18 protein-coding genes are annotated in these 23,440 nt (G+C 68.5%); 13 read left to right on the top strand and 5 right to left on the bottom strand.

All coding sequences use genetic code 11. The features are described from left to right. The first annotated feature begins 22 nt into the window (after positions 1 to 22). Positions 23 to 511, top strand: coding sequence for a flavin reductase family protein (locus ACIREI_RS39030; protein ID WP_403343974.1), 489 nt, complete (start codon positions 23 to 25; stop codon positions 509 to 511). 293 nt (positions 512 to 804) lie between these two features. Here ACIREI_RS39030 and ACIREI_RS39035 read toward each other — a convergent pair whose 3' ends face one another. Next, the gene (locus ACIREI_RS39035; RefSeq protein WP_403343665.1) at positions 805 to 1,488 is read right to left on the bottom strand and encodes a response regulator transcription factor; all 684 of its coding nucleotides are present in this window, start codon (positions 1,486 to 1,488) and stop codon (positions 805 to 807) included. Between the two features lie 647 nt (positions 1,489 to 2,135). Here ACIREI_RS39035 and ACIREI_RS39040 point away from each other — a divergent pair. Beyond that, entirely contained in the window at positions 2,136 to 2,297 is a 162-nt protein-coding gene (locus tag ACIREI_RS39040; protein ID WP_403343668.1) for a hypothetical protein, read from the top strand. Positions 2,298 to 2,319: 22 nt separating this feature from the next. Here ACIREI_RS39040 and ACIREI_RS39045 read toward each other — a convergent pair whose 3' ends face one another. After that, positions 2,320 to 2,919: a TetR/AcrR family transcriptional regulator gene (locus tag ACIREI_RS39045; protein ID WP_403343671.1), complete on the bottom strand. Its 600-nt coding sequence runs from the start codon at positions 2,917 to 2,919 to the stop codon at positions 2,320 to 2,322. Between the two features lie 125 nt (positions 2,920 to 3,044). Between ACIREI_RS39045 and ACIREI_RS39050 the strand changes: the two genes are divergently transcribed. From ACIREI_RS39050 to ACIREI_RS39075, 6 genes are all read left to right on the top strand, one after another. After that, positions 3,045 to 4,205, top strand: coding sequence for a serine hydrolase domain-containing protein (locus tag ACIREI_RS39050; protein ID WP_403343674.1), 1,161 nt, complete (start codon positions 3,045 to 3,047; stop codon positions 4,203 to 4,205). 112 nt (positions 4,206 to 4,317) lie between these two features. Beyond that, positions 4,318 to 4,821 (top strand): hypothetical protein, encoded by a 504-nt coding sequence (locus ACIREI_RS39055; protein WP_403343677.1) that lies wholly within the window; start codon positions 4,318 to 4,320, stop codon positions 4,819 to 4,821. A 182-nt stretch (positions 4,822 to 5,003) separates the two neighbouring features. Continuing rightward, a complete protein-coding gene (locus ACIREI_RS39060) occupies positions 5,004 to 6,713 on the top strand; it encodes a diaminobutyrate--2-oxoglutarate transaminase family protein (RefSeq protein WP_403343679.1) in 1,710 nt (569 codons plus the stop codon). A 1,043-nt stretch (positions 6,714 to 7,756) separates the two neighbouring features. Continuing rightward, positions 7,757 to 9,619 carry an IucA/IucC family protein gene (locus ACIREI_RS39065; RefSeq protein ID WP_403343977.1) on the top strand — a complete coding sequence of 621 codons (1,863 nt, stop codon included), beginning with the start codon at positions 7,757 to 7,759 and terminating at the stop codon, positions 9,617 to 9,619. 158 nt (positions 9,620 to 9,777) lie between these two features. Further along, positions 9,778 to 10,602 carry a GNAT family N-acetyltransferase gene (locus ACIREI_RS39070; RefSeq protein ID WP_403343682.1) on the top strand — a complete coding sequence of 275 codons (825 nt, stop codon included), beginning with the start codon at positions 9,778 to 9,780 and terminating at the stop codon, positions 10,600 to 10,602. A 567-nt stretch (positions 10,603 to 11,169) separates the two neighbouring features. Beyond that, positions 11,170 to 13,167, top strand: coding sequence for an ATP-dependent DNA helicase (locus ACIREI_RS39075; RefSeq protein WP_403343685.1), 1,998 nt, complete (start codon positions 11,170 to 11,172; stop codon positions 13,165 to 13,167). A 177-nt stretch (positions 13,168 to 13,344) separates the two neighbouring features. Here the strand turns inward: ACIREI_RS39075 and lexA are convergent, their stop codons facing one another. Continuing rightward, complete coding sequence (gene lexA, locus ACIREI_RS39080) at positions 13,345 to 14,121, bottom strand: transcriptional repressor LexA (protein WP_128430851.1); 777 nt, start codon at positions 14,119 to 14,121, stop codon at positions 13,345 to 13,347. Positions 14,122 to 14,684: 563 nt separating this feature from the next. On the opposite strand from lexA, the gene nrdR reads away from it, so the two are divergent. Both nrdR and ACIREI_RS39090 read left to right on the top strand, forming a co-directional pair. Then, on the top strand, positions 14,685 to 15,254 hold the full coding sequence (nrdR, locus tag ACIREI_RS39085) for a transcriptional regulator NrdR (protein ID WP_403343689.1): 570 nt from the start codon (positions 14,685 to 14,687) through the stop codon (positions 15,252 to 15,254). Between the two features lie 163 nt (positions 15,255 to 15,417). After that, positions 15,418 to 18,312 carry a vitamin B12-dependent ribonucleotide reductase gene (locus ACIREI_RS39090; protein ID WP_403343692.1) on the top strand — a complete coding sequence of 965 codons (2,895 nt, stop codon included), beginning with the start codon at positions 15,418 to 15,420 and terminating at the stop codon, positions 18,310 to 18,312. A 129-nt stretch (positions 18,313 to 18,441) separates the two neighbouring features. Here the strand turns inward: ACIREI_RS39090 and ACIREI_RS39095 are convergent, their stop codons facing one another. Further along, positions 18,442 to 18,975, bottom strand: a complete 534-nt coding sequence (locus tag ACIREI_RS39095) for a TerD family protein (protein ID WP_403343694.1) — start codon at positions 18,973 to 18,975, stop codon at positions 18,442 to 18,444. A gap of 156 nt (positions 18,976 to 19,131) precedes the next feature. On the opposite strand from ACIREI_RS39095, the gene ACIREI_RS39100 reads away from it, so the two are divergent. From ACIREI_RS39100 to ACIREI_RS39110, 3 genes are all read left to right on the top strand, one after another. Continuing rightward, positions 19,132 to 19,737: a YdbC family protein gene (locus ACIREI_RS39100; protein WP_403343697.1), complete on the top strand. Its 606-nt coding sequence runs from the start codon at positions 19,132 to 19,134 to the stop codon at positions 19,735 to 19,737. A gap of 118 nt (positions 19,738 to 19,855) precedes the next feature. After that, positions 19,856 to 20,515, top strand: coding sequence for a histidine phosphatase family protein (locus ACIREI_RS39105; RefSeq protein ID WP_403343700.1), 660 nt, complete (start codon positions 19,856 to 19,858; stop codon positions 20,513 to 20,515). A gap of 12 nt (positions 20,516 to 20,527) precedes the next feature. After that, positions 20,528 to 21,433 (top strand): ADP-ribosylglycohydrolase family protein, encoded by a 906-nt coding sequence (locus ACIREI_RS39110; protein WP_403343703.1) that lies wholly within the window; start codon positions 20,528 to 20,530, stop codon positions 21,431 to 21,433. A 366-nt stretch (positions 21,434 to 21,799) separates the two neighbouring features. Here ACIREI_RS39110 and ACIREI_RS39115 read toward each other — a convergent pair whose 3' ends face one another. After that, on the bottom strand, positions 21,800 to 23,347 hold the full coding sequence (locus ACIREI_RS39115; RefSeq protein WP_403343706.1) for an MFS transporter: 1,548 nt from the start codon (positions 23,345 to 23,347) through the stop codon (positions 21,800 to 21,802). Between the last annotated feature and the right edge of the window lie 93 nt (positions 23,348 to 23,440).

Here is a 23,440-nt window from a genome sequence, read left to right on the forward strand (position 1 = left end):
GGACATGGTGGGCATGGCGGGTATGGCGGGCATGGACGAGTTCACCGGACGGCTGAACCCCGACATGTGCGTGGTCACGGCTGCGGTGGGCGGCGAACGGGCCGGCTGTCTCGTCGGATTCGCCTCGCAGTGCTCCATCCGGCCGGTGCGGTTCGTGGTGTGGCTCTCGGAGGTCAACCACACCTTCCGGGTGGCCCGGTCCGCGCAGGTCCTGGCCGTGCACCTGGTGGCTCGCGATCAGCGTGCCCTGGCGGAGCTGTTCGGGGGGCGCACGGGCGACCGGGAGGACAAGTTCCGGCACGTCCGCTGGCGGGAGGGGCACGGCGGGGCCGTCGTCCTGCAGGACGCGCCGGCCTGGTTCGTCGGCCGGATCGTCACGCGCGTCGGCGGGGGTGACCACATTGGGTTCGTCCTCGACCCGGTCGAGTGGGGCGAGCGCGAGGGGTACGACGGGCCGCTGCTGCGCCTCGACGACGCCCGTACCATCTCACCCGGTCATCCGGTGGACTGACCGAGCCGGTGGTCGAGTCGGGCTGGTGATCGAGCCGGTGGTTGAGCCGGTCGGCTGAGCTGGTGGTGAGCCGGCGGCGGGAGCCCGGTGGTGTTCGAACGCCGGGCAGCGCCTGGGAAGGCTCGACCGCTGGGAAGCCGTCCGGCCGACCCGGACGCCAAGCCGGGCCGTCTGGTCAACGTCCGATGGCCCAGATTTCAGGGTGGGCGTCCCAGTGCTCGGCGAGACCCGTCGACCACGCGGTACAGGTCGCGACCGCGTATCCGCCGGCATCCGGGGCGAGGACCAATGAACTACCCGGCAGGAGCGACGACTCGGTAGCCGACGCCGTGCACCGTCTCGATCAGCGCAGGCATGCGCAGCTTGGCACGCAGGGAGGCGATGTGCGTTCCCAGGGTGTTCCCGCTCTCCCCGCCGGTGCGCCACACTTCGCCCATGATCTGCTCTCGGGTGATGACCACACCGGGGCGACGCGCGAGGAGGGCGAGGAGATCGAATTCCTTGGGGGTCAGATGGACGAACGAGTGGTCCACGCTGACCTGACGCGTCGGCAGATCGATGATCACCGGGCCGAGATACAGCACGGTCCTGACCCGCTCGGCGGCGTCCTTGGCGACCGTGCGCCGGCTGACGGCGTGGATGCGTGCGAGTAGCTCGCCTGTGTCGTACGGCTTCACCACGTAGTCGGCGGCGCCGAGGTTGAGGCCGTGGATCATGGAACGTACGTCTCCGCGCGCGGTGACCATGATGATCGGGGTGTCGGTGCGCTTGCGGATCTCGCCGCAGACCTCGTAGCCGTCCATGTCGGGCAACTCCAGGTCGAGGAGGACGAGGTCGAAGCCGGCGTCCCTCGAGGCCAGCGCATCCAGGGCCGCCCCGCCACTGCGGGCGTTCGTGACCCTGAAACCGTGCCGTGCAAGGACCGCGGACAGAGTGGCGATGTGGTGGCTGTCGTCCTCGACGAGCAGCAGTCTCAAACCAGCCTCCGGTTCCTGGGCCGTAGGGTCTCGGTGCGTCCGACCCCGTCCTCGCGTGTGCGCGTGCGTGCGCCAGGGGCAGTCACGCCGATGGACTGGGGCGCCGTCAAGTGGGTTCTGGCGGCGCGTACTCTCCGTAGTTCGCGTCAACTCAGCGTCACGTCGGGTCCGTTGGGATCCCAACCGATCGTGTTGCCGAGCAAGGTCGTGCAAGGAGTGACTCGGCGTGAACTTCAACGAGTCCGGATCCCAGGCGCCGCGAGGATTTCGTAGCCGGGTCGAACGCGTCGCACGGTAGCTGCCTCGCTGTCGGCGCATCGCGGCTATCAATGCCCTGCGCGGGGTTTCGTGCGCCGCAGAGGTCGGCGTCGTCGGATTGATCGCCTGGTGGGTCGAGACCCGGTACTGAAGCGGAATTTCGACAACGTGCCGTATGCCTCGGCGCGGCGGGCCGCCGGCGCGTCGAGGTACGCGTGACGTCAGAGGTCGCTGAGGGGGGCATGACGTCAGAGGTGGCCGAGGCATGCGTGGCGCCAGGGGTGGCTGAGGCGTGCGCAGCGCCAGAGGTCGCTGAGGCCTGCATGGCGCCAGAGGTGGCTGAGGTGTGCGTGGTGCCAGAGGTGGCTGAGGCGCCTTCGCACAGGGCGATGAGTGCGGCCGTGGGGCTCGGCTCCGCCGTCTCCGTCTGTCTGGCCGCGGCCCGCGCTACGCCGATCTGCGCGCGCGTCACCAGGACTGCTCAAACCCGGCCGGGCCGCCAGCGCCTGAACGCCGCCGCGTCTCCGCCGGCCCGCAACTGCATCAGCTGACCGAAGGGAAGCAAGCGGCAGGTCACGACGTGGGCCGGTCAAGCAGGCGGACGGCGAAGTCGATCGCGCGGTCGGCCCGTTCCCGGTCCCCGGAGACGAGGAGGTCGAGCTGGAGGCCCCTGACCTGGGCGAGCAGGAGCGTGGCCAGGGCGGTGCTGTCCTCCGGCGACCAACCGTCCCGGCTGAGGCGGCCGGCCAGGACGGAGATCCAGTCCTCGACGATCGACTCCACGAGATCCCGGTCCCGTGCGGGCTTCCAGCCGTGGTGGCCGACGAGTTCGAAGAGCAGCAGGAACTGGCGCTGCTGCTTCGGCTCGCACAGCCGTTTCCACCCGGCTTTGACGAGTTCGGCCGTCGAGCGCGCTTCGCTGAGCTCCGTGTCCGAGGCCCACTGCGCGGCCAGGTCCGTCCGGATGTTCTCCAGGACGGCCATGATCAGCTCGTCCTTCGAGGAGAAGTGCCGCAGCAGCGTCGCATGGGTGACCCCGAGCGCCTGGGCCACGGGCCGCAAGGACAGGTCGGTGACGCCGTGTTCGAGGACGTATTCGGTCGCCGCGGCCAGCAGTTCGGGGCGCCGGTGCTGGAAGCGCAAGCTGCGGCCGTCGACGCGGGGAGAACTCATCGGGACCTTCTCTTGCTCTGCGGGAACGGAAAATTAAGCGTACCACTTGGTTGTCCTAACCGACTGGTACTGCTACTTTTCCAGTACTCAGAGGCAAGATCGCCCGTTCTCACCGAAGGACGACCATGACTGACCAGCAGCAACTGACCATGGCTGACCTCGGCCTCTTCACCGGTGCGCCGCAGCACGACCACTTCTGCCGGATGAAGGATCTCCTCAGCGCCCGCGAGATGGCCCCGGCCGCACAGCCGTATGTCTGGCCGGAGGGGGACGCGATCGACCTGCCGGAGACGTACGTCTTCGACGGCGCGCCACGGCCGAGCAAGGAGTTCCTGGCCGACACGGACACCGCGGCCCTGCTCGTGCTGGTCGACGGAGTCGTCCGGCACGAGAGGTACTTCCTGACCGGCGGACCGGACGTGCGCTGGCTGTCCATGTCGGTGGCCAAGAGCTTCGTCTCCGCGCTCGTCGGCATCGCGGTGGCCGAGGGGCACATCGCCGGCGTCGACGAACCCATCAGCTCCTACGTGCCGGTGCAGCCCGGCTCGGCGTACGACGGCGTATCCATCAAGGACGTCCTCCAGATGTCCTCCGGCGCCCGCTGGAACGAGGACTACAGCGACGTGACCTCCGACGTCTTCCAGCTCAGTGCCGCCACGATGGGCATCGGCGGCACTCTCGACGACTTCGTCGCCCGCATGGTCCGCGAGGGCGAGCCCGGCACGGTCTGCCGTTACAACTCCGGCGAGACCCAGGTGCTGGGTGCCCTGGTGGCGCGGGCCACCGGCCGCCCGGTCGCCGAGTACATGCGGGAGAAACTGTGTGAGCCGCTGGGCATGACGTCGGCGGGATATTGGCTGCTCGACCCCGCCGGGACGGAGTTCGCCTTCGGTGGGCTCAATCTGACCGCCCGCGACTACGCCAGGATCGCCGAGCTGTACCGCGACGGCGGCAGGTGGCAGGGCCGGCAGATCGTACCGGCCGAGTGGGTGCGCGACTCCGTCACCGTGACCGCGCCGCACCTGAAGCCCGGCCGGCCCGTGATCGGCGGGCAGCACCCCGGCCTGGGCTACGGCTACCAGTGGTGGATCCCCGACGGAGACCGCGGAGAGTTCACCGCGATCGGCGTGTACAACCAGTTCGTCTACGTCGACCCGACGAGCCGCACCACCATCGTGAAGCTGTCCGCCAACCGCCGGTACGGGACCTCTGCCGAGGAATCCACCAACCGAGAGATGGAGACCATCGCCTTCCTGCGCGCGATCGCCCGGCACGACGACCGTTGACTGCCGCGCGCGGGAAGGCCACATGGATGGGTGCGGGCCCGAGGCTGGACGGGGCGTGCATGCCACACCAACAGGTCATACGACGGTCAGAGCGCTGCGCACCCTGATGCTTGTGTCGCTGTCGCTGTCGCTGTCGCTGTCGCTGGCGGTGAGCATGGCGCTGGCCGTCGTTGTGCTCGTGTCGGACGTGGACCGGGACGAGAAGGTGCTCCTGGCGACCGACGTCGGCCTGTTCGTCACCACAGTCGCCGCCATACTCGCGCCGCTGCTCACCCGGTGTCTCGGGGCCCCGTCGGACAACCTGGAGACCAGGCTGCCGCGGGCATTTGAAGGATCCCGGCACCGGGGCGGTTCCGCACGCTCGCCCCGACCGGCCCGCCCCCCTTCCCGCGAGCGAGGGGACCGGCGGTACCACGGTCTGCGTCGGCAGCCGGAAGACCAGCCGGTGTGGGCGGCGGTAGGCGAATGGCAGGCGCGCCCGCCGGGCGCCGGACTGAGCGGGGCGGCCGTGGGAGTCACGGGCGTCGGCCTGTCGGTTCTGCCTGCCCTGGGCACAGCCTGCTTCCACCACGACGGAGGTCCACCGGCAATGCTCCCGTCACCGCAAGGATCTTGAAACCACCCGTAACCCGGTGAACGGTCCGAGGTTGGTAGCCGTGGGGGGCCAGCTGCGCGTGGGCCGTCCCCAGTGCCCAGTTCCCCGGAGCTTCGAGTCGACGCTCGCGGGGCTTCGTATGTCGGGTGGGGCGAGGATGCGAGAGACCTGCTCGCCCCTGGACAGCGGGAGGACAGGGAGCCATGGCCGTGACCGAACCTTTGCACGGGGGGACATCCGAGTCGTCGGGGGCGCGTGCCGTGCACGACGGCATCCTGCGGCGGCAGGCGGCGCGCGAGTCGGCGGCGCGCACCTACGCGCGTGCCCTGCCGATCGTGCCCGTACGCGCACGTGGACTGACCATCGAGGGCGCGGACGGCCGCCGCTACCTGGACTGCCTCTCCGGCGCCGGGACGCTGGCGCTCGGACACAACCACCCCGTGGTTCTGGAGGCCATCCGCAAGGTTCTCGACTCGGGCGCACCACTGCACGTCCTCGACCTGGCGACCCCCGTCAAGGACGCCTTCATCACCGAGCTCTTCCACACTCTGCCGCCCGGTCTCGCCGACCGCGCGCGCGTGCAGTTCTGCGGACCGGCCGGCACCGACGCGGTGGAGGCAGCCTTCAAACTCGTCCGGGCCGCCACCGGACGCACTGGAATCCTCGCTTTCAGCGGCGCCTATCACGGCATGACAGCCGGAGCGCTCGAAGCATCCGGAGGCGCGTACGACGTACGGGTCGCCCGCCTGCCCTACCCGCAGGACTACCGCTGCCCCTTCGGTATCGGCGGCGAACGCGGCGCCGAACTCGCCGCCCGCTGGACCGAGTCGGTCCTCGACGACCCCAAGTCGGGCGTGCCGCGCCCCGCCGGGATGATCCTGGAACCCGTCCAGGGCGAGGGCGGAGTGATCCCCGCGCCGGAGGGGTGGATGCGGCGCATGCGGCAGATCACGGCCGACCGGGCCATCCCGCTGATCGCCGACGAGGTCCAGACAGGGGTCGGGCGCACCGGCTCCTTCTGGGCGGTGGAGCACAGCGGCGTCACTCCCGACGTGATGGTCCTCTCCAAGGCCATCGGGGGCAGCCTGCCTCTGGCGGTCATCGTCTACCGCGACGACCTCGACGCCTGGCAACCCGGCGCCCACGCCGGCACCTTCCGCGGCAACCAGCTCGCCATGGCAGCCGGTACGGCGACGCTGGCCTACGTCCGCGAGAACCGTCTCGCCGAGCACGCGGCCGGCCTGGGTTCGCGGATGCTGCACCAACTCCGGCAACTCGCAGGGGAGTTCGCGTGCATCGGCGATGTGCGGGGGAGGGGCTTGATGATCGGGGTCGAGGTGGTGGAGCCCGAGGCCGATTCCGAGTACGGCGAAGGGCGGGTTCCGGCGGTGCCATTGGCGGCGATGGAAGGGGTTGGAGGAGAGCCGAGCCTGGTGACCGCTCGGGATGGGCACCGGAGTGCTTTTGGCGAGGCCGAGTCGGATGCTTCGGCCGACATTGGCCGGCCCGGAGGCGGGGCGGGCGTTCTGGTGGGTCACGACCCTGCCTGGAGCGCAGGTGGCTCCGCGGCCGACGCCAACCCCACTGGCAGCGGAGCTGCTGTGGCGCCGGTGCAGAACTCGGATCGCCACCCTCGCCCCGCCGCTCCCGAACTCGCGGCCGCCATCCAGCGGGAATGCCTGCGACGTGGTCTGATCGTCGAACTCGGCGGCCGCCATGCCAGCGTCGTACGCCTGCTTCCGCCCCTGACCATCAGCGATGAGCAGGCGGCCGCAGTGCTGGACCGACTGGCCGACGCTGTGGCCGCGGTCTCGCGCAGCCACACCCATGACAACGCGGTCGGTGCGGACCGGATGCGCCAGCGGTCCCGGGGGCCCCGGCGGCGCGGTGACCGTGCCGACCGGGCGGGTTAGCGCGGCGGCCGATGGGGCGCGCCGTAATGCAGTCCGACCGGCGCCGACGCATCGGCGTTCGTCGACCGGCCCGCCCTCGAGCAACGGCTCACCTTCGAACGACACATCGCTTGCCATCGGAACCTCGCCTCCAATCGAGATTGCCTCCAACCGAGATGGCCTCCGATTCGAGGCCCCTTTCACCGGACCGACCCACCTGACGCTGCTTCCAACTGCCCTCCTCGATCCGCACGTTCCATGTGCGGGTCCCTCAGCCCCACGCCCAGCCTCACCGCAGTACGGCGGCCGTCGCCGCATGCGCCAGAACCAGTTCAAGAGGACCAGCCTTGACCACGACCCCCGCACCGGACGGCCGCCCCGACACACGCGCGCGACGCCACTCCGACCCACACCCATTCCCGCAGGAACCGCTTGCGTCTCCGACCGCGTTGGCTCCCCGCGGGCGGGGGCTTGTAGCCGCCCAGGCAGGAACTTCCCCGGAGAGGGAAGGCACGCAGCGGGGAGGAGGTGCACTAGGGGATGCCCTTCAGGGAAGGGGCGTACCTCAGGGAGGAGACACGTCGCAGGAACCGGAGTCGGCGCAGCGGGCCGCCGGTGCACAGGGTCCGATGCGTGCGCCGATGCAGGGAGGCGCCCCGGACCTAGAGCGGCTGCCCGGTGCCGTCTCCGACCTCCTGGAGCACCCCGACCCGTATATCGCAGCCCAGGCCGCCGCCGTGGAGAACCTGCTCCGCTGCTGGGTTCGCGAGACCAACATCCCGGCACCCGACAACGGGACCCTCCGCATCCCCTTGCCCACCACAGGCACGACCCTGCTGATCCCGGTCCACTACTGGTCCCGGACGGGATGGCACCGTTTCGGCTTCCCACACCTGGCCCACGCCCCGGCTCAGTCCCCACCGATTGACGCGGTCACCTTGGCTGCCCTGCTCACCAGGGAGGCGCTGGGGGGAAGTAACCCTGTCGCCACGGCTTCGGTTGCCGACCCGCCGGCTGGGAGCAGCGGCCCCTCGACTAGCCCCGGGTCCGTAGAGGCTCGCCCGATTGCCGCGAGCGCCCGTCCTTCGCCCGCGTCCGATGTGTCGGTACCCTCGGCCACCTCGGTACCCTCGGCCACCTCAACCACCTCCACTGACGCGACGAGGCCTCCCCGAACCGAGACTGCTCCTAGCCCCGGGGCGTCCCCAGATTCCGTGTCCGCTGCCTCAGACTCCGTGGCCTCTGCCTCCTCTGTCCCCGGAGCTTCCTGCTGCAACCCGTCGTCCGCCCGTTCTGCCCCCGCATCCTCCACAGTCCCGGACTCCGCTGCCGTCCCCTTCCTCTCTGACACCCCTTCCTCTTGCGTCCCTGGACCCTCCGTCTGCGCACCCGCCGCTGTTTCCCCGTCCTTCGCGGGTCCGAGGCCCGTCACCCGGACCGTCCCCGGAATCTCCGCGGCCGCTGACCTCGTTGCCCGCGTCGCCGACTCCGTACGACGAACCGTCACCTTCATCAGCGAACGCCGTGCTCACCCGGACGACGGCCCTGATGTCTTCCTCGCGGCCGAGCAGGCCCTCACGCTCGGACACCCGCTCCACCCGACACCGAAGAGCCGCGAGGGTCTCTCCGAGTCCGAAGCGCGGCTGTATTCGCCGGAGTTGCGCGGCTCCTTCCCGTTGCACTGGATGGCTGTTGCCCCCTCCCTGCTCGCCACTGACTCGGCATGGACCGAGCGCGGCCGTATCGTCCCCGCGGCGCAGCTCATGATCCGCCTCGCCGGGCCCGAGTTGCCGTTGCCCGACGGATACACGGCCCTGCCGATGCACCCTTGGCAGCTGCGAGAGATCCAGCACCGTCCCGAGACCGAGTCCCTGCTCGATGCCGGACTTCTCCGGGATCTCGGTCCCCACGGCACCCCTTGGCACCCCACCTCCTCTGTACGGACCCTCCACAGATCTGATGCCGCCGCCATGCTCAAACTCTCGCTGGGCCTGCGCATCACCAACTCCCGTCGGGAGAACCTGCGGAAGGAGCTGCACCGGGGCGTCGAGGTCCACCGACTCCTGCGCAGCGGCCTCTCGACGCAGTGGCAGACCGCGCACTCGGGATTCGACATCGTTCGCGATCCGGCCTGGCTCGCCGTCGACGGGACGGACGGCGTCCCTGTGGCCGGCTTCGACGTGATGATCCGGCACAACCCGTTCAGGCCCTCCGATGACGTGTCCTGCGTAGCCGGACTCGTTTCGCCCCGTCCTCTCGTCCAACCCGGCACCGCCGTCGCCGGTCACCTGTGGGACACGACGCCTCCTCGGTCCCGCCTGGTCGAGCTCGTCACACGTCTCGCCGACCGAACAGGCCGCCCTCTCGGCGCTGTTGCCGCCGAGTGGTTCCTGCGCTACCTCGAACAGGTTGTCCGCCCCCTGCTGTGGCTCGATGCCGAAGCGGGAATCGCTCTGGAAGCACACCAGCAGAACACGCTGATCCTGCTGGACGGTGACGGCTGGCCCTCGGGCGGCCGCTACCGCGACAACCAGGGCTATTACTTCCGTGAGTCCCGGCACGCGGCACTCGACGCCCGGCTGCCCGGCATCGGCGAGTACAGCGACACCTTCGTCTCGGACGAGGTCGCCGATGAACGCTTCGCCTATTACCTCGCGATCAACAACGTGCTCGGCCTCATCGGAGCGTTCGGCTCGCAGCGACTCGCGGACGAACAACTGCTACTCGCCGCCTTTCGCCGCTTCCTCGGCGAGGTGGCCTCCGGCGCAGCCCGACTGCCTACGTCACTACCTGCCCACCTCCTCGACTCACCTGTCCTGCGCTGCAAGGCCAATCTGCTGACCCGGGTGCACGGTCTCGACGAACTCGTCGGCCCGGTCGATACCCAGTCCGTGTACGTCACCATCGCCAACCCCCTGCATTCCTGACCATCACGGTCCGTCCCCCCCGTCACGCCGCGCCGCGCTTCTCACTGAGGTCGACCACCACCGGTCGCCTCCGGCGCTCCTGAGCATCGTCTCCGGCTTCGTCAACTCCCTTCATCCCTGAGGAATGCCCCACCCCGCCTCTTGAGAGGAGCGTCGTCGTGCCTCCCACCGACGCGAGCGCCCACGCCGGTACCGCCCCCGTCACCGATATCGGCACCGCCGCGAGCCCGGGTGCTCGTGAGCGCCGTATCGACTCGGCGGCCGGTTCGGACGCTGACAGCGAGGACACGCTGGACCTGGACCTCCCTGGTGAGCTCGTCCGGCTCTTCGCGGAAGGCAGCGCAGCCGAAGGGGAGCGGAGCCCGGGCGCCGCAAGCACGGGCGTACCTCCCTCTCTACTCCCGCTCAGCGAGGATCTACTCGACCGTGTTGCCGACTGGGGACCGATCAGTACACCTGCAGGAACCCTTCAGCTCGTCACGGTGCGGATCGAACGGGACCTTCCGATCATCAGCCGGTGGATGAACGACCCCGCCGTCGCAGCGTTCTGGGGGCTCGCAGGACCCCAGAACGCGATTGAAGAGCATCTGTGGTCCCAGCTTTCCGGGGACGGACGCAGCGTCCCCTGTCTGGGCATGCTGGACGGCACGCCAATGAGCTATTGGGAGATCTACCGGGCCGACCTCGACCCGCTGGCCCGTTACTACGCGGCACGGCCCCATGACACCGGAGTCCATCTCCTCATGGGTGCTGTCGGTGATCGCGGCCGAGGGCTGGGAGGGACTCTGCTCCGAGCCGTCGCCGACCTAGCGCTCGACAAGCGGCCCACCTGCGCTCGCATCGTGGCTGAACCCGACATTCGCAACACCCCTTCCGTCGCTGCTTTCCTGAGCGCCGGTTTCCGCTTCTCCGCCGAGATCGACCTGCCCGCCAAGCGGGCCGTCCTCATGGTCAGAGACCGGAGCCTGCGCCATCTGCTGTGACGCCGTGTCGCGACGCCATCACATTTGGTACACCGCTCGAGCCGATCCGGTTCCCACTCCCGACGAACTCAATTCAGGCCGAGTCGATCTCTCCCATGACCCCATTCATTCCTGCGGCGGGTGGCGCCCAAGGTCGACCTCCGCCGCTCCATGACAGCCGCCCCGATCCCGCTGTCACCGGCAGCCGACCCGGGCCCCACCCGCCCCCGACCTGGATCCTCCTCGCAGCCGGTCCCGATCTCGCTCGCAGCCCGAACACCACCGCAGTCGAACAAGCCGATCAGCCCCACGGGGGTTCCTGGCCCGATATCAGGACCAGCCGAACTCGATCACTCACGAATCGCCCCAGCCAAGTCCGCGCAGACCTCGACTGCACGCGAACCGCCCCCAACCGCAATCGATCCGATCGAGCACACACCCGAACCGCATCCGCACACACCCGAACCGAACTCGCGCGCATATCCGAACCGATCCGATTTCCGCCTGAGGAGCCCCGGTCTTGATCCCGCCCCTCGTCCCCACCGCGATCGCCCGTTTGTCAGTGCCGGGCCGTAGGGTGGTCGCGCTATGACGAAGCCCTCACTCCCCGAACTCCTGCATGCTGCTGTCACTGCTGTCGGCGGTACGGAGCGCCCTGGCCAGGTGACCATGGCCGAATCCGTCGCGGAGGCGATCGACGGCGGCTCCCATCTGCTGGTCCAGGCCGGCACCGGCACCGGAAAGTCGCTGGGCTACCTCGTGCCCGCGCTCGCGCACGGGGAGCGCGTCGTCGTCGCGACGGCCACCCTGGCCCTGCAGCGCCAGCTCGTGGAGCGGGATCTGCCGCGCACCGTCGAGGCACTGCACCCCCTGCTGCGCCGTCGGCCCGAGTTCGCGATGCTCAAGGGCAGGTCGAACTACCTGTGCCTGCACCGCCTGCACGAGGGTGTCCCGCAGGACGAGGAGGAGGGTCTCTTCGATCAGTTCGAGGCGGCCGCACCCACCAGCAAGTTGGGGCAGGACCTGCTGCGGCTGCGTGACTGGGCGGACGAGACGGAGACGGGCGATCGTGACAACCTCACTCCCGGCGTGTCCGACCGCGCCTGGGCGCAGGTGTCGGTGTCGTCCCGGGAGTGCCTGGGCGCATCGAAGTGCGCGTACGGCGCCGAATGCTTCGCCGAGATGGCCCGTGAGCGCGCCAAGCTCTCAGAGGTCGTCGTCACCAACCACGCGCTGCTCGCGATCGACGCCATCGAAGGCGCTCCCGTCCTCCCGCAGCACGAGGTCCTGATCGTCGACGAGGCGCACGAACTGGTCTCCAGGGTCACCGGTGTCGCCACCGGCGAACTCACTCCCGGCCAGGTGAACCGCGCTGTGCGCCGTGCCGCGAAACTCGTCAACGAGAAGGCCGCCGACCAGCTCCAGACCGCCGCCGAGGGTTTTGAACGGCTGATGGAGCTGGCCCTGCCGGGACGCCTGGAGGAGATTCCCGAGGACCTCGCCTACGCGCTCATGGCGCTGCGTGACGCCTGCCGCACCGTCATCTCGGGGATCGGTGCCACCCGCGACAAGTCCGTGCAGGACGAGGACGCGGTCCGCAAACAGGCGCTGGCCTCGGTCGAGACCGTGCACGACGTGGCGGAGCGGATCACCAATGGCTCCGAGTGGGACGTCGTCTGGTACGAGCGTCATGACCGCTTCGGAGCATCCCTGCGCGTGGCCCCGATGTCCGTGTCGGGCCTCCTGAGGGAGAAGCTCTTCACTGACCGCTCAGTAGTCCTGACCTCCGCGACCTTGAAGCTCGGCGGCGACTTCAACGGCGTCGGAGCATCCCTTGGCCTCGCTCCGGAGGGCACGGAGGGCGATGACCTCCCGCAGTGGAAGGGGGTGGATGTGGGCTCGCCCTTCGAATACCGCAAGCAGGGCATCCTGTATGTCGCCAAGCACCTGTCACGCCCCGCGCGTGATGGCGATCGCGTGGACATGCTCGACGAGCTGACCGAACTGATCCAGGCGGCGGGCGGCCGTACGCTCGGCCTGTTCTCCTCGATGCGGGCCGCTCAACTGGCAGCCGAGGAACTTCGCTCCCGCATCCCCGAGTTCCCGATTCTCCTTCAGGGCGAGGAAACGCTCGGCGAGCTGATCAAGAACTTCGCGGCCGACCCGAAGACCTGTCTCTTCGGCACGCTGTCCCTATGGCAGGGCGTCGACGTACCAGGCCCCAGCTGTCAGCTGGTCGTCATGGACAAGATCCCCTTCCCGCGCCCGGACGACCCGCTGATGAGCGCCCGCCAGAAGGCGGTGGAGGACGCCGGCGGCAACGGCTTCATGGCGGTCGCCGCCACACACGCCGCGCTGCTCATGGCCCAGGGCGCCGGCCGCCTCGTACGGGCGTCTGGGGACCGCGGCGTGGTCGCCGTACTGGACCAGCGGCTGGCCACTGCCCGGTACGGAAGCTATCTGAAGGCGTCACTGCCCGACTTCTGGTACACGACGGACCGTAATCAGGTTCGGAAGTCCCTCGCCGCCATCGATGCGGCGGCGCAGAAGCAAGAGGCGGAGGCTGAGGCGGAACAGCTGCAGTGAACGAGTGTTGGTCCTGTCGCAGCGCCGCGACCGGACCAACGCCCGATCCGGAAATTCGGTCCCGCGGGCCTGCGCAGCGGGCCACGGGGCCCGCACAGCACAGGGCCCCGGAACCGGCGCAGGGGTCCCGGGGCCCGGTCAGGGGGCGACGCTCTTCCGCTTCGCCCGCCGCAGCCGTCACACGCGCCGCAGCACTGCCACCACCTTGCCCAGGATGGTCGCATCGTCACCGGGGATCGGCTCGTACGCGGAGTTGTGCGGGAGCAGCCAGACGTGGCCGTCCTCGCGCTTGAAACGCTTGACCGTGGCCTCGCCGTCGAGCATCGCGGCCACGATGTCTCCGTTCTCGGCGACCGGCTGGCGCCGGACCGTCACCCAGTCGCCGTCGCAGATCGCGGCCTCGATCATCGAGTCGCCGACGACCTTCAGGACGAATAGTTCGCCGTCGCCGACCAGCTGCCGGGGAAGAGGGAAGACGTCCTCAACCGACTCCTCCGCGAGGATCGGGCCACCGGCGGCGATGCGGCCGACCAGCGGGACGTACGACGCTGCGGGCTTTCCAGTGGTGTCCGTGGGCTGCACGGCGGCCTGGTCGGAGCCGCGCACCTCGTATGCGCGTGGTCGGTGCGGGTCTCGGCGGAGGAAGCCCTTGCGCTCCAGCGCCATCAGCTGGTGCGCGACCGAGGATGTGCTGGACAGGCCGACCGCCTGGCCGATCTCCCGCATCGACGGCGGGTAGCCACGCCGCTGCACCGAATCCCTGATGACCTCGATCACACGGCGCTGTCGGTCGGTGAGCCCCGAGCTGTCCGCCCGGATGCCCGGAGGTCGGCCCGGGAGGGACCGCTTGTGTCCCTCGGGATTCATGGCTTCGTTCATCGCATGCACCGGCTCGAGTCGGCCCTGGGAGCGGTCCTGGGCAGTGATGGTGGCGCTGTCTGCGGTGGTGGTCACGTCGGCCCCTCTCGATGGTCTCCCTGCTGCACAACGGTAGTTGCTTTCGAAAGGTTGCGCCAAACACACGTTCGAGTGAAAAATCGCGAATCTTCAGACGTGATCATGAGTCTGGGTGTATGGCTGACGCGGTGCCCGGCGGGCAAAAGGGCCCATTGTTGTACTCTTCACCGCCGGGGTGACGACCTCGTGGGTTGTTGCCCCAGTCTGCCATCCGGCATCAGTTCAGACGGTGACCGACCCCCATCTGTGCGGGAGTCCCACGTCCCCTCCGTGTGGCGCTCACCGTATCTCCGTATGTGTCGCGGCGATACAGCTGTGCGCTCAGGTGTGCGGTGCGTCGGCGTGGCTGTACGGCGCGTGGCCATCCAGTCGCGACACGCGCGTACAGCGTGGGTGTATGAGCCAATCCCCACATGTAGTGGTTGGATTGCGGCAGCGGCCCAGAAGTTGTGGTCCCCCGGGTCTTCGGACGCTCGGAGATCGCCTATGCTTGGGGCTGCTTCGAGGGGCCCATGAGGCCCAGCGAGGCTATTGAGTCTGCTGTGAGGAGGGTTGGAAGTATGCACTGCCCCTTCTGCAGGCACCCCGACAGCCGCGTCGTCGACAGCCGTACGACCGACGACGGCACGTCGATCCGCAGGCGCCGCCAGTGTCCTGATTGCTCCCGTCGTTTCACGACCGTGGAGACCTGCTCACTGATGGTGATCAAGCGGTCCGGAGTCACCGAGCCATTCAGCCGTACCAAGGTCATCAACGGCGTGCGCAAGGCATGTCAGGGACGACCTGTCACCGAGGACGCGCTCGCGCAGCTCGGCCAGCGGGTCGAGGAGGCGGTGCGGGCCACCGGAAGCGCCGAGCTGACCACCCACGACGTGGGGCTGGCCATACTCGGCCCGTTGCAGGAGCTCGACCTCGTCGCCTATCTGCGATTCGCCTCCGTCTACCGGGCGTTCGACTCGCTCGATGACTTCGAGGCCGCGATCGCGGAGCTCAGGGAGGCGATGGGACACCCCGCCGCGGACGACGGCGACCGCGAAGACGGCGCAGGCGCGGTCGCGGGGAGCCAGGAAGACGACCGCGGGTCCGGAGGGGCTGCACAGGTCCCCGTGCCCGCCAACGCCGCCGACTGAGGGCGGGCCGGATCCGGTTCGGACTCCGGGTCCGGTCGAGCGGCGGCGACCAAAGACCTGTTGCGGGCGGCAAGAAGAGGGCGCCCGCGACACCAGACAGAACACCGTGCCACGGGGAACATCGGGGCACTTCAGGGCGTTTTAGCCCGTACAGGGAGGCGGCATGACAGAGACGGCGAGCGGTCCGGCACGGAGTTCCCGCGCCAAGGGCACCAAGGCGGCCAAGGGACTGCGTATCGAGCGCATCCACACCACCCCCGGCGTGCACCCGTACGACGAGGTGGCCTGGGAGCGCCGTGACGTCGTCATGACCAACTGGCGCGACGGCTCGGTCAACTTCGAGCAGCGCGGCGTCGAGTTCCCCGACTTCTGGTCGGTGAACGCGGTCAACATCGTCACCAGCAAGTACTTCCGCGGTGCTGTCGGCACCCCGCAGCGCGAGGTGAGCCTGAAGCAGCTCATCGACCGCATCGTGAAGACGTATCGGAAGGCTGGCGAGGACTACAAGTACTTCGCCTCGCCCGCCGACGCCGAGATCTTCGAGCACGAGTTGGCCTACGCCCTCCTGCACCAGATCTTCAGCTTCAACAGCCCTGTGTGGTTCAACGTCGGTACGCCCCAGCCGCAGCAGGTCTCCGCCTGCTTCATCCTGGCCGTCGACGACTCCATGGAGTCGATCCTCGACTGGTACAAGGAAGAGGGCATGATCTTCAAGGGCGGCTCCGGCGCCGGCCTGAACCTCTCCCGCATCCGCTCCTCCAAGGAGTTGCTGTCCTCCGGCGGCAACGCCTCCGGTCCCGTCTCCTTCATGCGCGGCGCCGACGCCTCCGCAGGAACGATCAAGTCGGGCGGCGCCACCCGCCGCGCCGCCAAGATGGTCATCCTCGACGTCGACCACCCCGACATCGAGGACTTCATCGAGACCAAGGTGAAGGAAGAGGAGAAGATCCGCGCCCTGCGTGACGCGGGCTTCGACATGGACCTGGGCGGCGATGACATCACGTCCGTCCAGTACCAGAACGCCAACAACTCCGTGCGCGTGAACGACGAGTTCATGAAGGCGGTCGAGGCGGGCGGCAAGTTCGGCCTCCGCGCGCGGATGACCGGCGAGGTCATCGAAGAGGTCGACGCCAAGGCCCTGTTCCGCAAGATGGCCGAGGCCGCCTGGGCCTGCGCCGACCCGGGCATCCAGTACGACGACACCATCAACCACTGGCACACCTGCCCGGAGTCCGGCCGTATCAACGGCTCGAACCCCTGCAGCGAGTACATGCACCTGGACAACACGTCCTGCAACCTCGCCTCGCTGAACCTGATGAAGTTCCTCAAGGACGACGGCAAGGGCAACCAGTCCTTCGACGTCGAGCGCTTCGCGAAGGTCGTCGAGCTTGTCATCACCGCGATGGACATCTCCATCTGCTTCGCGGACTTCCCGACGCAGAAGATCGGTGAGAACACGCGCGCGTTCCGCCAGCTCGGCATCGGCTACGCCAACCTCGGCGCCCTGCTGATGGCGACCGGCCACGCGTACGACTCCGACGGTGGCCGCGCCCTCGCCGGTGCCATCACCTCCCTGATGACCGGCACGTCGTACAAGCGTTCCGCCGAACTCGCCGCGGTCGTCGGCGCGTACGACGGCTACGCCCGCAACGCCCAGCCGCACCTGCGGGTCATGAAGCAGCACGCCGATGCCAACGCCGTGGCCGTCCGCATGGACGACCTGGACACGCCGGTCTGGGCCGCCGCCACGGAGGCCTGGCAGGACGTGCTGCGTCTCGGTGAGAAGAACGGTTTCCGTAACTCTCAGGCGTCCGTCATCGCCCCGACCGGCACCATCGGTCTCGCGATGTCCTGTGACACCACCGGCCTTGAGCCCGACCTCGCGCTGGTCAAGTTCAAGAAGCTGGTCGGCGGCGGTTCGATGCAGATCGTCAACGGCACCGTCCCGCAGGCCCTGCGCCGCCTGGGCTACCAGGAGGAGCAGATCGAGGCGATCGTCGCCCACATCGCCGAGCACGGCAATGTCGTCGACGCACCCGGTCTCAAGCACGAGCACTACGAGGTGTTCGACTGCGCCATGGGCGAGCGCTCCATCTCCGCGATGGGCCACGTCCGCATGATGGCGGCGATCCAGCCCTGGATCTCCGGCGCTCTCTCCAAGACGGTCAACATGCCGGAGTCGGCGACCGTCGAGGAGGTCGAGGAGATCTACTTCGAGGCCTGGAAGCTGGGCGTCAAGGCGCTCGCCATCTACCGTGACAACTGCAAGGTCGGCCAGCCGCTCTCCGCCAAGACCAAGGAGAAGGAGAAGACCGAGATCACGGAGAAGGCCGAGGCCACCATCCGTGAGACGGTCGAGAAGGTCGTCGAGTACCGCCCGGTCCGCAAGCGTCTCCCGAAGGGCCGCCCCGGCATCACCACGTCCTTCACCGTCGGCGGCGCCGAGGGCTACATGACCGCCAACTCCTACCCGGACGACGGTCTCGGCGAGGTCTTCCTGAAGATGTCCAAGCAGGGCTCGACCCTCGCGGGCATGATGGACGCCTTCTCCATCGCGGTCTCCGTCGGCCTCCAGTACGGCGTGCCGCTGGAGACGTACGTCTCGAAGTTCACGAACATGCGCTTCGAGCCGGCCGGTATGACGGACGACCCGGACGTGCGGATGGCGCAGTCGATCGTCGACTACATCTTCCGCCGCCTGGCGCTCGACTTCCTGCCCTTCGAGACCCGCTCGGCGCTCGGCATCCACTCCGCCGAGGAGCGCCAGCGTCACCTGGAGACCGGTTCGTACGAGCCGTCCGAGGACGAGGTCGACGTCGAGGGCCTGGCCCAGTCGGCGCCGCGCGCCCAGGAGCTGAAGGCCGTCGCCACCCCGAAGGCCGACGTCGAGGCTGCCAAGCCCGCTCCGCAGCAGGCCCACACCAGCGCTGAGCTGGTGGAGATGCAGCTGGGCATCCAGGCGGACGCTCCGCTGTGCTTCTCCTGCGGTACGAAGATGCAGCGGGCCGGCTCCTGCTACATCTGCGAGGGCTGCGGCTCGACCAGCGGCTGCAGCTGACGCCGCGGGACTCGTTCGCGAACGTCGGGTAGTCCTTGAGGGGCCCTGACGAAAATCACGCGAGAGGGGCGCCGACCATGTGTCGGCGCCCCTCTTCGTCGTACTGTCCCCGCAGCCTGCGAGCGATCGTCAGGGTTGGCGGGACCTGCCCATGGTCGCCGTGAACGTCACCGGGTCGTCCTCGAAACCGTGGATGCCGGGATGGAAGTCCCAGGTGCTCGACCCTTCGCGTACGAACTCCGCGACCGTGGCCGCCGTCGACCCGAGGATGCCGCCGAAGTCGTCCTCGGCCATCACGGTGTAGCCCTCGCGGATACGCAGGGCCGGCTTGATGACGCTGACGAAGGTGCGCGTCGAGGGGCGCTGCTGGATCACGACTCCGACCAGCACGCGCGCGTACCGGCTGTCGAGCCGGTCGAGCTCCACGGTCAGGACCTCGTCCCAGCCGAAGCCCTTGCCGTCCTTGCTGTCCCGGTTGAGATAGATGGTGCCGTCGGGAGAGCGGCTGTCGAAGTGCACCACATAGGCGGGATCGCCGTACGGATCACTCGCCAGGTAGGTCGCGGCGACGAGGTCCAGGTCGGTGGGCGGCTGCCCAGCCGGACTCGGGTCCCATTTGACTGAGATCTCGACTTTCCGGATCCCCTTGTTGATGGCGTTCACCAGGCTTCCCCTTCCCCGTTCCGCGTATGCCCTCTGCCCGAACTGCCCAGCAGGCAAGGCCGGTTGTCCATCCTGCCACGGGCGCGGGAGCGTGCGCCGGGGAGCTCTCCCGCCGAGCGTGACCAACGCCACGCTCCGTGGCCTTACCATGGCGCGGTGCTGGTCAAGTGGATTCGCTGCACCGTGGTGGACCGCCGCGGCTTCGAGCGGGGGCAGCGAAAATGGGCGGGGCTTCTGGGGGAGCCGGGGTTTCGGGGGCAGGGTGGCGGGTGGAGTCGGGGGCGCCAGGGGGTGGTGCACGTCTTCTCGTTCTGGGAGAGCCGTTCCTTCTACGACTCCTTCATGGCCCGCTCCCACGACAGGCTGGCGGCAGCCCAGTCGGGCACCTACAAGGACATACAGGTCAAGCTCTTCGACTACCGCTTCGACGTGAAGACCGGGTTCGAGCCGCGTTTCACCGACGCGGACCTCGTCCGAGTGGCTCACTGCCGTGTCCACGAGGACCGCGCCGAGCACTTCACGCTCATGCAGGAGAAGGTCTGGAACCCGGCGATGGCCGGCTCTCCAGGCATGATCCGCGGCCTGTTCGGCGAGGCGCCGGGCCATGAGTTCCTGGTGCTGTCGATGTGGCGGTCGGCCGCGGAGCACGGCAAGTACCGCACCGAGCGCGTGGAGCGTCTGGCGTTGCGAGCCCAGACGGAGGCGGACGTCGCGGCGCTTACCGGCGACATCGTGGAACTCGAACCGACCTGGACGGTTTGAATTCCGGACCCGTTAGTCGTGCGCTCAGTGTGGCTCGTGGTGCAGGAAATGTGTGACGTACGCCGTATGGGGCCCGTAGGAGTGCTCGATGAGTCGTCACCCGATCTAGGGTTTTGGCATGGCACGACCACGGCGCATCGTCCTTGTCCGGCACGGCGAGTCAACGGGCAATGTTGATGACACCGTGTACGAGCGTGAACCCGACCACGCCCTGGACCTGACCGAGCGGGGCTGGCGGCAGGCTGAGGAGACGGGTAAACGGCTGCGGGAGGTGTTCGGGCGCGAGCGCGTCAGCGTCTACGTCTCGCCCTACCGGCGTACACACGAAACGCTGCGTGCCTTCCACCTGGATCCCGAGCTCATACGCGTGCGTGAGGAGCCCCGGCTGCGTGAGCAGGACTGGGGGAACTGGCAGGACCGCGACGACGTACGCCTCCAGAAGTCCTACCGGGACGCCTACGGTCACTTCTTCTACCGCTTCGCCCAGGGCGAGTCCGGCGCAGACGTGTACGACCGGGTCGGCAACTTCCTGGAGAGCCTGTACCGCAGCTTCGAGGCCCCCGACCATCCGCCGAACGTGCTGCTCGTGACCCATGGCCTGGCGATGCGGCTGTTCTGCATGCGCTGGTTCCACTGGACGGTCGCGGAATTCGAGTCGCTGTCGAACCCGGGGAACGCGGAGATGCGGATGCTCGTTCTCGGGGACGACGGCAAGTACACGCTTGACCGGCCGTTCGAACGCTGGCGAGAGCCGGAACCGTATGGGATCACCGGATAGAGTGGCAGGGCGATGACCGCTGACTCCTCTCCCGAAGGGCGCCTGGACCGCGCCCTCGCCAGCCTGCGCGGGCTCGCGGTGGGAGATGCACTGGGCTCGCAGTTCTTCGTGCCGGCGAACTATCCGCTGCTGAAGCGTCGCGAGCTTCCGTCCGGACCCTGGCAGTGGACGGACGACACGGAGATGGCCTGCTCCGTGGTCGCAGTCCTGGCCACCCATCACCGCATCGACCAGGACGCTCTGGCCCGCTCTTTCGCCGAGCACCACGACTTCGACCGTGGCTACGGCCCTGCGGTCAACCGGTTGCTGCGTCTGATCCGGGAAGGCGGGGACTGGCGCGAGCTCTCGGCCGCCCTCTTCAACGGACAGGGCTCCTGGGGCAACGGTGCCGCGATGCGGATCGCGCCCTTGGGTGCCTGGTACGCGGACGACCCCGAGCAGGCGACCCATCAGGCCGAGATCTCTGCCTATCCCACCCATCAGCATCGCGAAGCCGTCGTCGGCGCCATGGCCGTCGCCGCGGCTGCCGCACTGGCCGCCGCCCCCGGTGGCCCGCCGAGCCCTGAATCACTCCTCGACGATGTCGTCGCTCTCGTCCCGAAGAGTGCGGTCGGCGCGGGCCTGCGGCGCGCGAGGGACATGCTCGACTACGGTGACGCGGCCACTGTCGCGGCCGTCCTGGGCTGTGGGCGGCGTACCACCGCCCACGACACGGTGCCCTTCGCGCTCTGGTCGGCCGCGCGCGCCCTTGGCGACTACGAGCAGGCCTTCTGGACTACCGCGCAGGTCGGTGGTGACGTGGACACCACATGCGCCATCGTGGGCGGAGTGATCGGCTCCGGGAAGGCCGGGTCGGTGCCGGCCCAGTGGGTGGAGCGTGTCGAAGCACTCCCGACGTGGATGCCGACGTCGGCGTAGCGCAGATTCCTTTGCCCTGACGGAGTCCGCTCCTCGTCGCAATCTAGCATAACTTTCTGTGCCTGCCGGGAACTCTGCGTAATCGCAAGGCCGTTGTCGTGGCAGTTGGTGTGCGACCACAGGGGCCGCACGCGCAGGTGACGCACTACGGGCGCAGGGGGTGGAGCTGTGGGGCTCATGTTGGTGTCGGTCCTGCTTTTCGTCGCGGTCGCTGGCGCCACGCTCGGGTTTCCGCTTTCCGGTGTCACCGGAGCCTGTCCGATGTCGCCCTCTGTGGCGGTGGTGCGGGTGGCCGGCTTGTCGTCCTCCCTGTCGGTCCCCCGGAGGCGATCCGGCCACCCGCGGCCTTGCGCGGGTCCGGCCGGTTCAGCCGGCCATCGGACCCGAGTTTCCGGCGAGGGCATCCAGATCGCTCTTGCGGACCCGGATCACCAACCATGCGGTGGCGAGGGCGAGTACGGCCATCGCGGCGGCCGCCACAAAGCCGGTCGAGATGCCTTGCGTGAGCACCTCGTGCCCCCACGGCCCGGGCAGCTGCTGGGTTTTGGCGAACTCCGCCTTCTGCTCGGCGGATCCCTCCGCCATGAACTTCGGCAGTTGCTTCTCCGCCTCGTCCTTGCTGGCCGAGCCGAACACCGTCGTCAGGATGGACAGGCCGAGCGAACCACCCACTTGCTGTGTGGCGTTGAGCAGCCCGGACGCGGCACCGGCCTCGTGCTGGGCGACGCCGGAGACCGCCGTGACCGTCAGCGTCACGAAGTTCAGGCCCATGCCGAAGCCGAACACCAGCATCGGTCCGAGTACTCCGCCGACGTACGAGCTGTCGGCGCTGATCAGGGTCTGCCAGGCCAGCCCGATCGCCGTGAGCGCCGAGCCCACGAGCATGAACGGCTTGGGGCCGAGTACCGGAAGGAAGCGCTGCGACAGGCCCGCCCCGAGTCCGATCACGACCGTCACCGGAAGGAAGGCGAGACCGGCCTCGATCGGGCTGTACTGCAGCACGTTCTGCACGAAGAGCACGATGTAGAAGAACATCCCGAACATCGCCGCAGCCAGGCTCAGCATGATCACATATGTGCCGGAGCGGTTGCGGTCGGCGAACATCCTGAGCGGGGTTATGGGCTCCTTGGCCCGCGACTCGATGAACGCGAAGGCCAGCAGCAGGACCACCGCGGCGCCGAAGGACCCGATGGTCAGGTTGTCCCGCCAGCCCTCGTCCGCCGCACGGATGAAGCCGTAGACCAGGGATGCCATGCCCGCCGTGGAGGTCAGTGCGCCCGCTATGTCGAAGCGGCCGCTGTGCCGTTCGGACTCGCTGATGTACAGCGGCGCGAGCACAGCGATCACGATGCCGATCGGCACGTTGACGAAGAGCACCCATCGCCAGTCGAGCCACTCGGTGAGCATGCCGCCCGCGAGCAGACCGATGGCGCCACCGCCTGCGGACACGGCGGCGAAGACGCCGAACGCGCGGTTGCGTTCCGGGCCTTCGGGGAACGTGGTGGTGATCAGCGCCAGCGATGTGGGCGAGGCGATCGCGCCACCCACCCCCTGGAGCACGCGCGCGGCCAGCAACTGCCAGGGCTCCTGGGCGAGTCCGCCGAGCAGCGAGGCGAGGGTGAACAGCAGGATGCCGGCCATGAACACCCGGCGGCGGCCGAGGATGTCACCGGCGCGGCCGCCAAGAAGCAGCAGACCGCCGAAGGTGAGTGTGTAGGCGCTGACGACCCAGGTGAGGTCGGTGGTGCTGAACTTGAGCGCGTCTTGAATGTGCGGGAGTGCAATGTTCACAATCGTCGCGTCGAGTACCACCATGAGTTGGCAGGCCGCGATGACGGTGAGCGCGATGCCGGGATGCCCCTCCCGGCGAGCCGCACCTGGTTTCTGGTCCTTGATCAACTGAGAGGTTGTCACTATGGGTCCCCCACAAGTGCCTTAGTGAACGCTCGCGTTCACTGTCGCGTCAACCGTAGTGAGTCCCCAGTAGTGAACGCAAGCGTTCACTAC

Source organism: Streptomyces sp. NPDC093591 (assembly GCF_044764885.1).
Taxonomy (GTDB): Bacteria; Actinomycetota; Actinomycetes; order Streptomycetales; family Streptomycetaceae; genus Streptomyces.

Excerpts from the sequence above, each read along its gene's own strand:
- ACIREI_RS39030 (WP_403343974.1), top strand. The coding sequence starts at position 23 with ATGGCGGGCATGGACGAGTTCACCGGACGGCTGAACCCCGACATGTGC.
- ACIREI_RS39040 (WP_403343668.1), top strand. The coding sequence starts at position 2,136 with ATGAGTGCGGCCGTGGGGCTCGGCTCCGCCGTCTCCGTCTGTCTGGCC.
- ACIREI_RS39045 (WP_403343671.1), bottom strand. The coding sequence starts at position 2,919 with ATGAGTTCTCCCCGCGTCGACGGCCGCAGCTTGCGCTTCCAGCACCGG.
- ACIREI_RS39050 (WP_403343674.1), top strand. The coding sequence starts at position 3,045 with ATGACTGACCAGCAGCAACTGACCATGGCTGACCTCGGCCTCTTCACC.
- ACIREI_RS39060 (WP_403343679.1), top strand. The coding sequence starts at position 5,004 with ATGGCCGTGACCGAACCTTTGCACGGGGGGACATCCGAGTCGTCGGGG.
- ACIREI_RS39075 (WP_403343685.1), top strand. The coding sequence starts at position 11,170 with ATGACGAAGCCCTCACTCCCCGAACTCCTGCATGCTGCTGTCACTGCT.
- nrdR (WP_403343689.1), top strand. The coding sequence starts at position 14,685 with ATGCACTGCCCCTTCTGCAGGCACCCCGACAGCCGCGTCGTCGACAGC.
- ACIREI_RS39090 (WP_403343692.1), top strand. The coding sequence starts at position 15,418 with ATGACAGAGACGGCGAGCGGTCCGGCACGGAGTTCCCGCGCCAAGGGC.
- ACIREI_RS39105 (WP_403343700.1), top strand. The coding sequence starts at position 19,856 with ATGGCACGACCACGGCGCATCGTCCTTGTCCGGCACGGCGAGTCAACG.
- ACIREI_RS39110 (WP_403343703.1), top strand. The coding sequence starts at position 20,528 with ATGACCGCTGACTCCTCTCCCGAAGGGCGCCTGGACCGCGCCCTCGCC.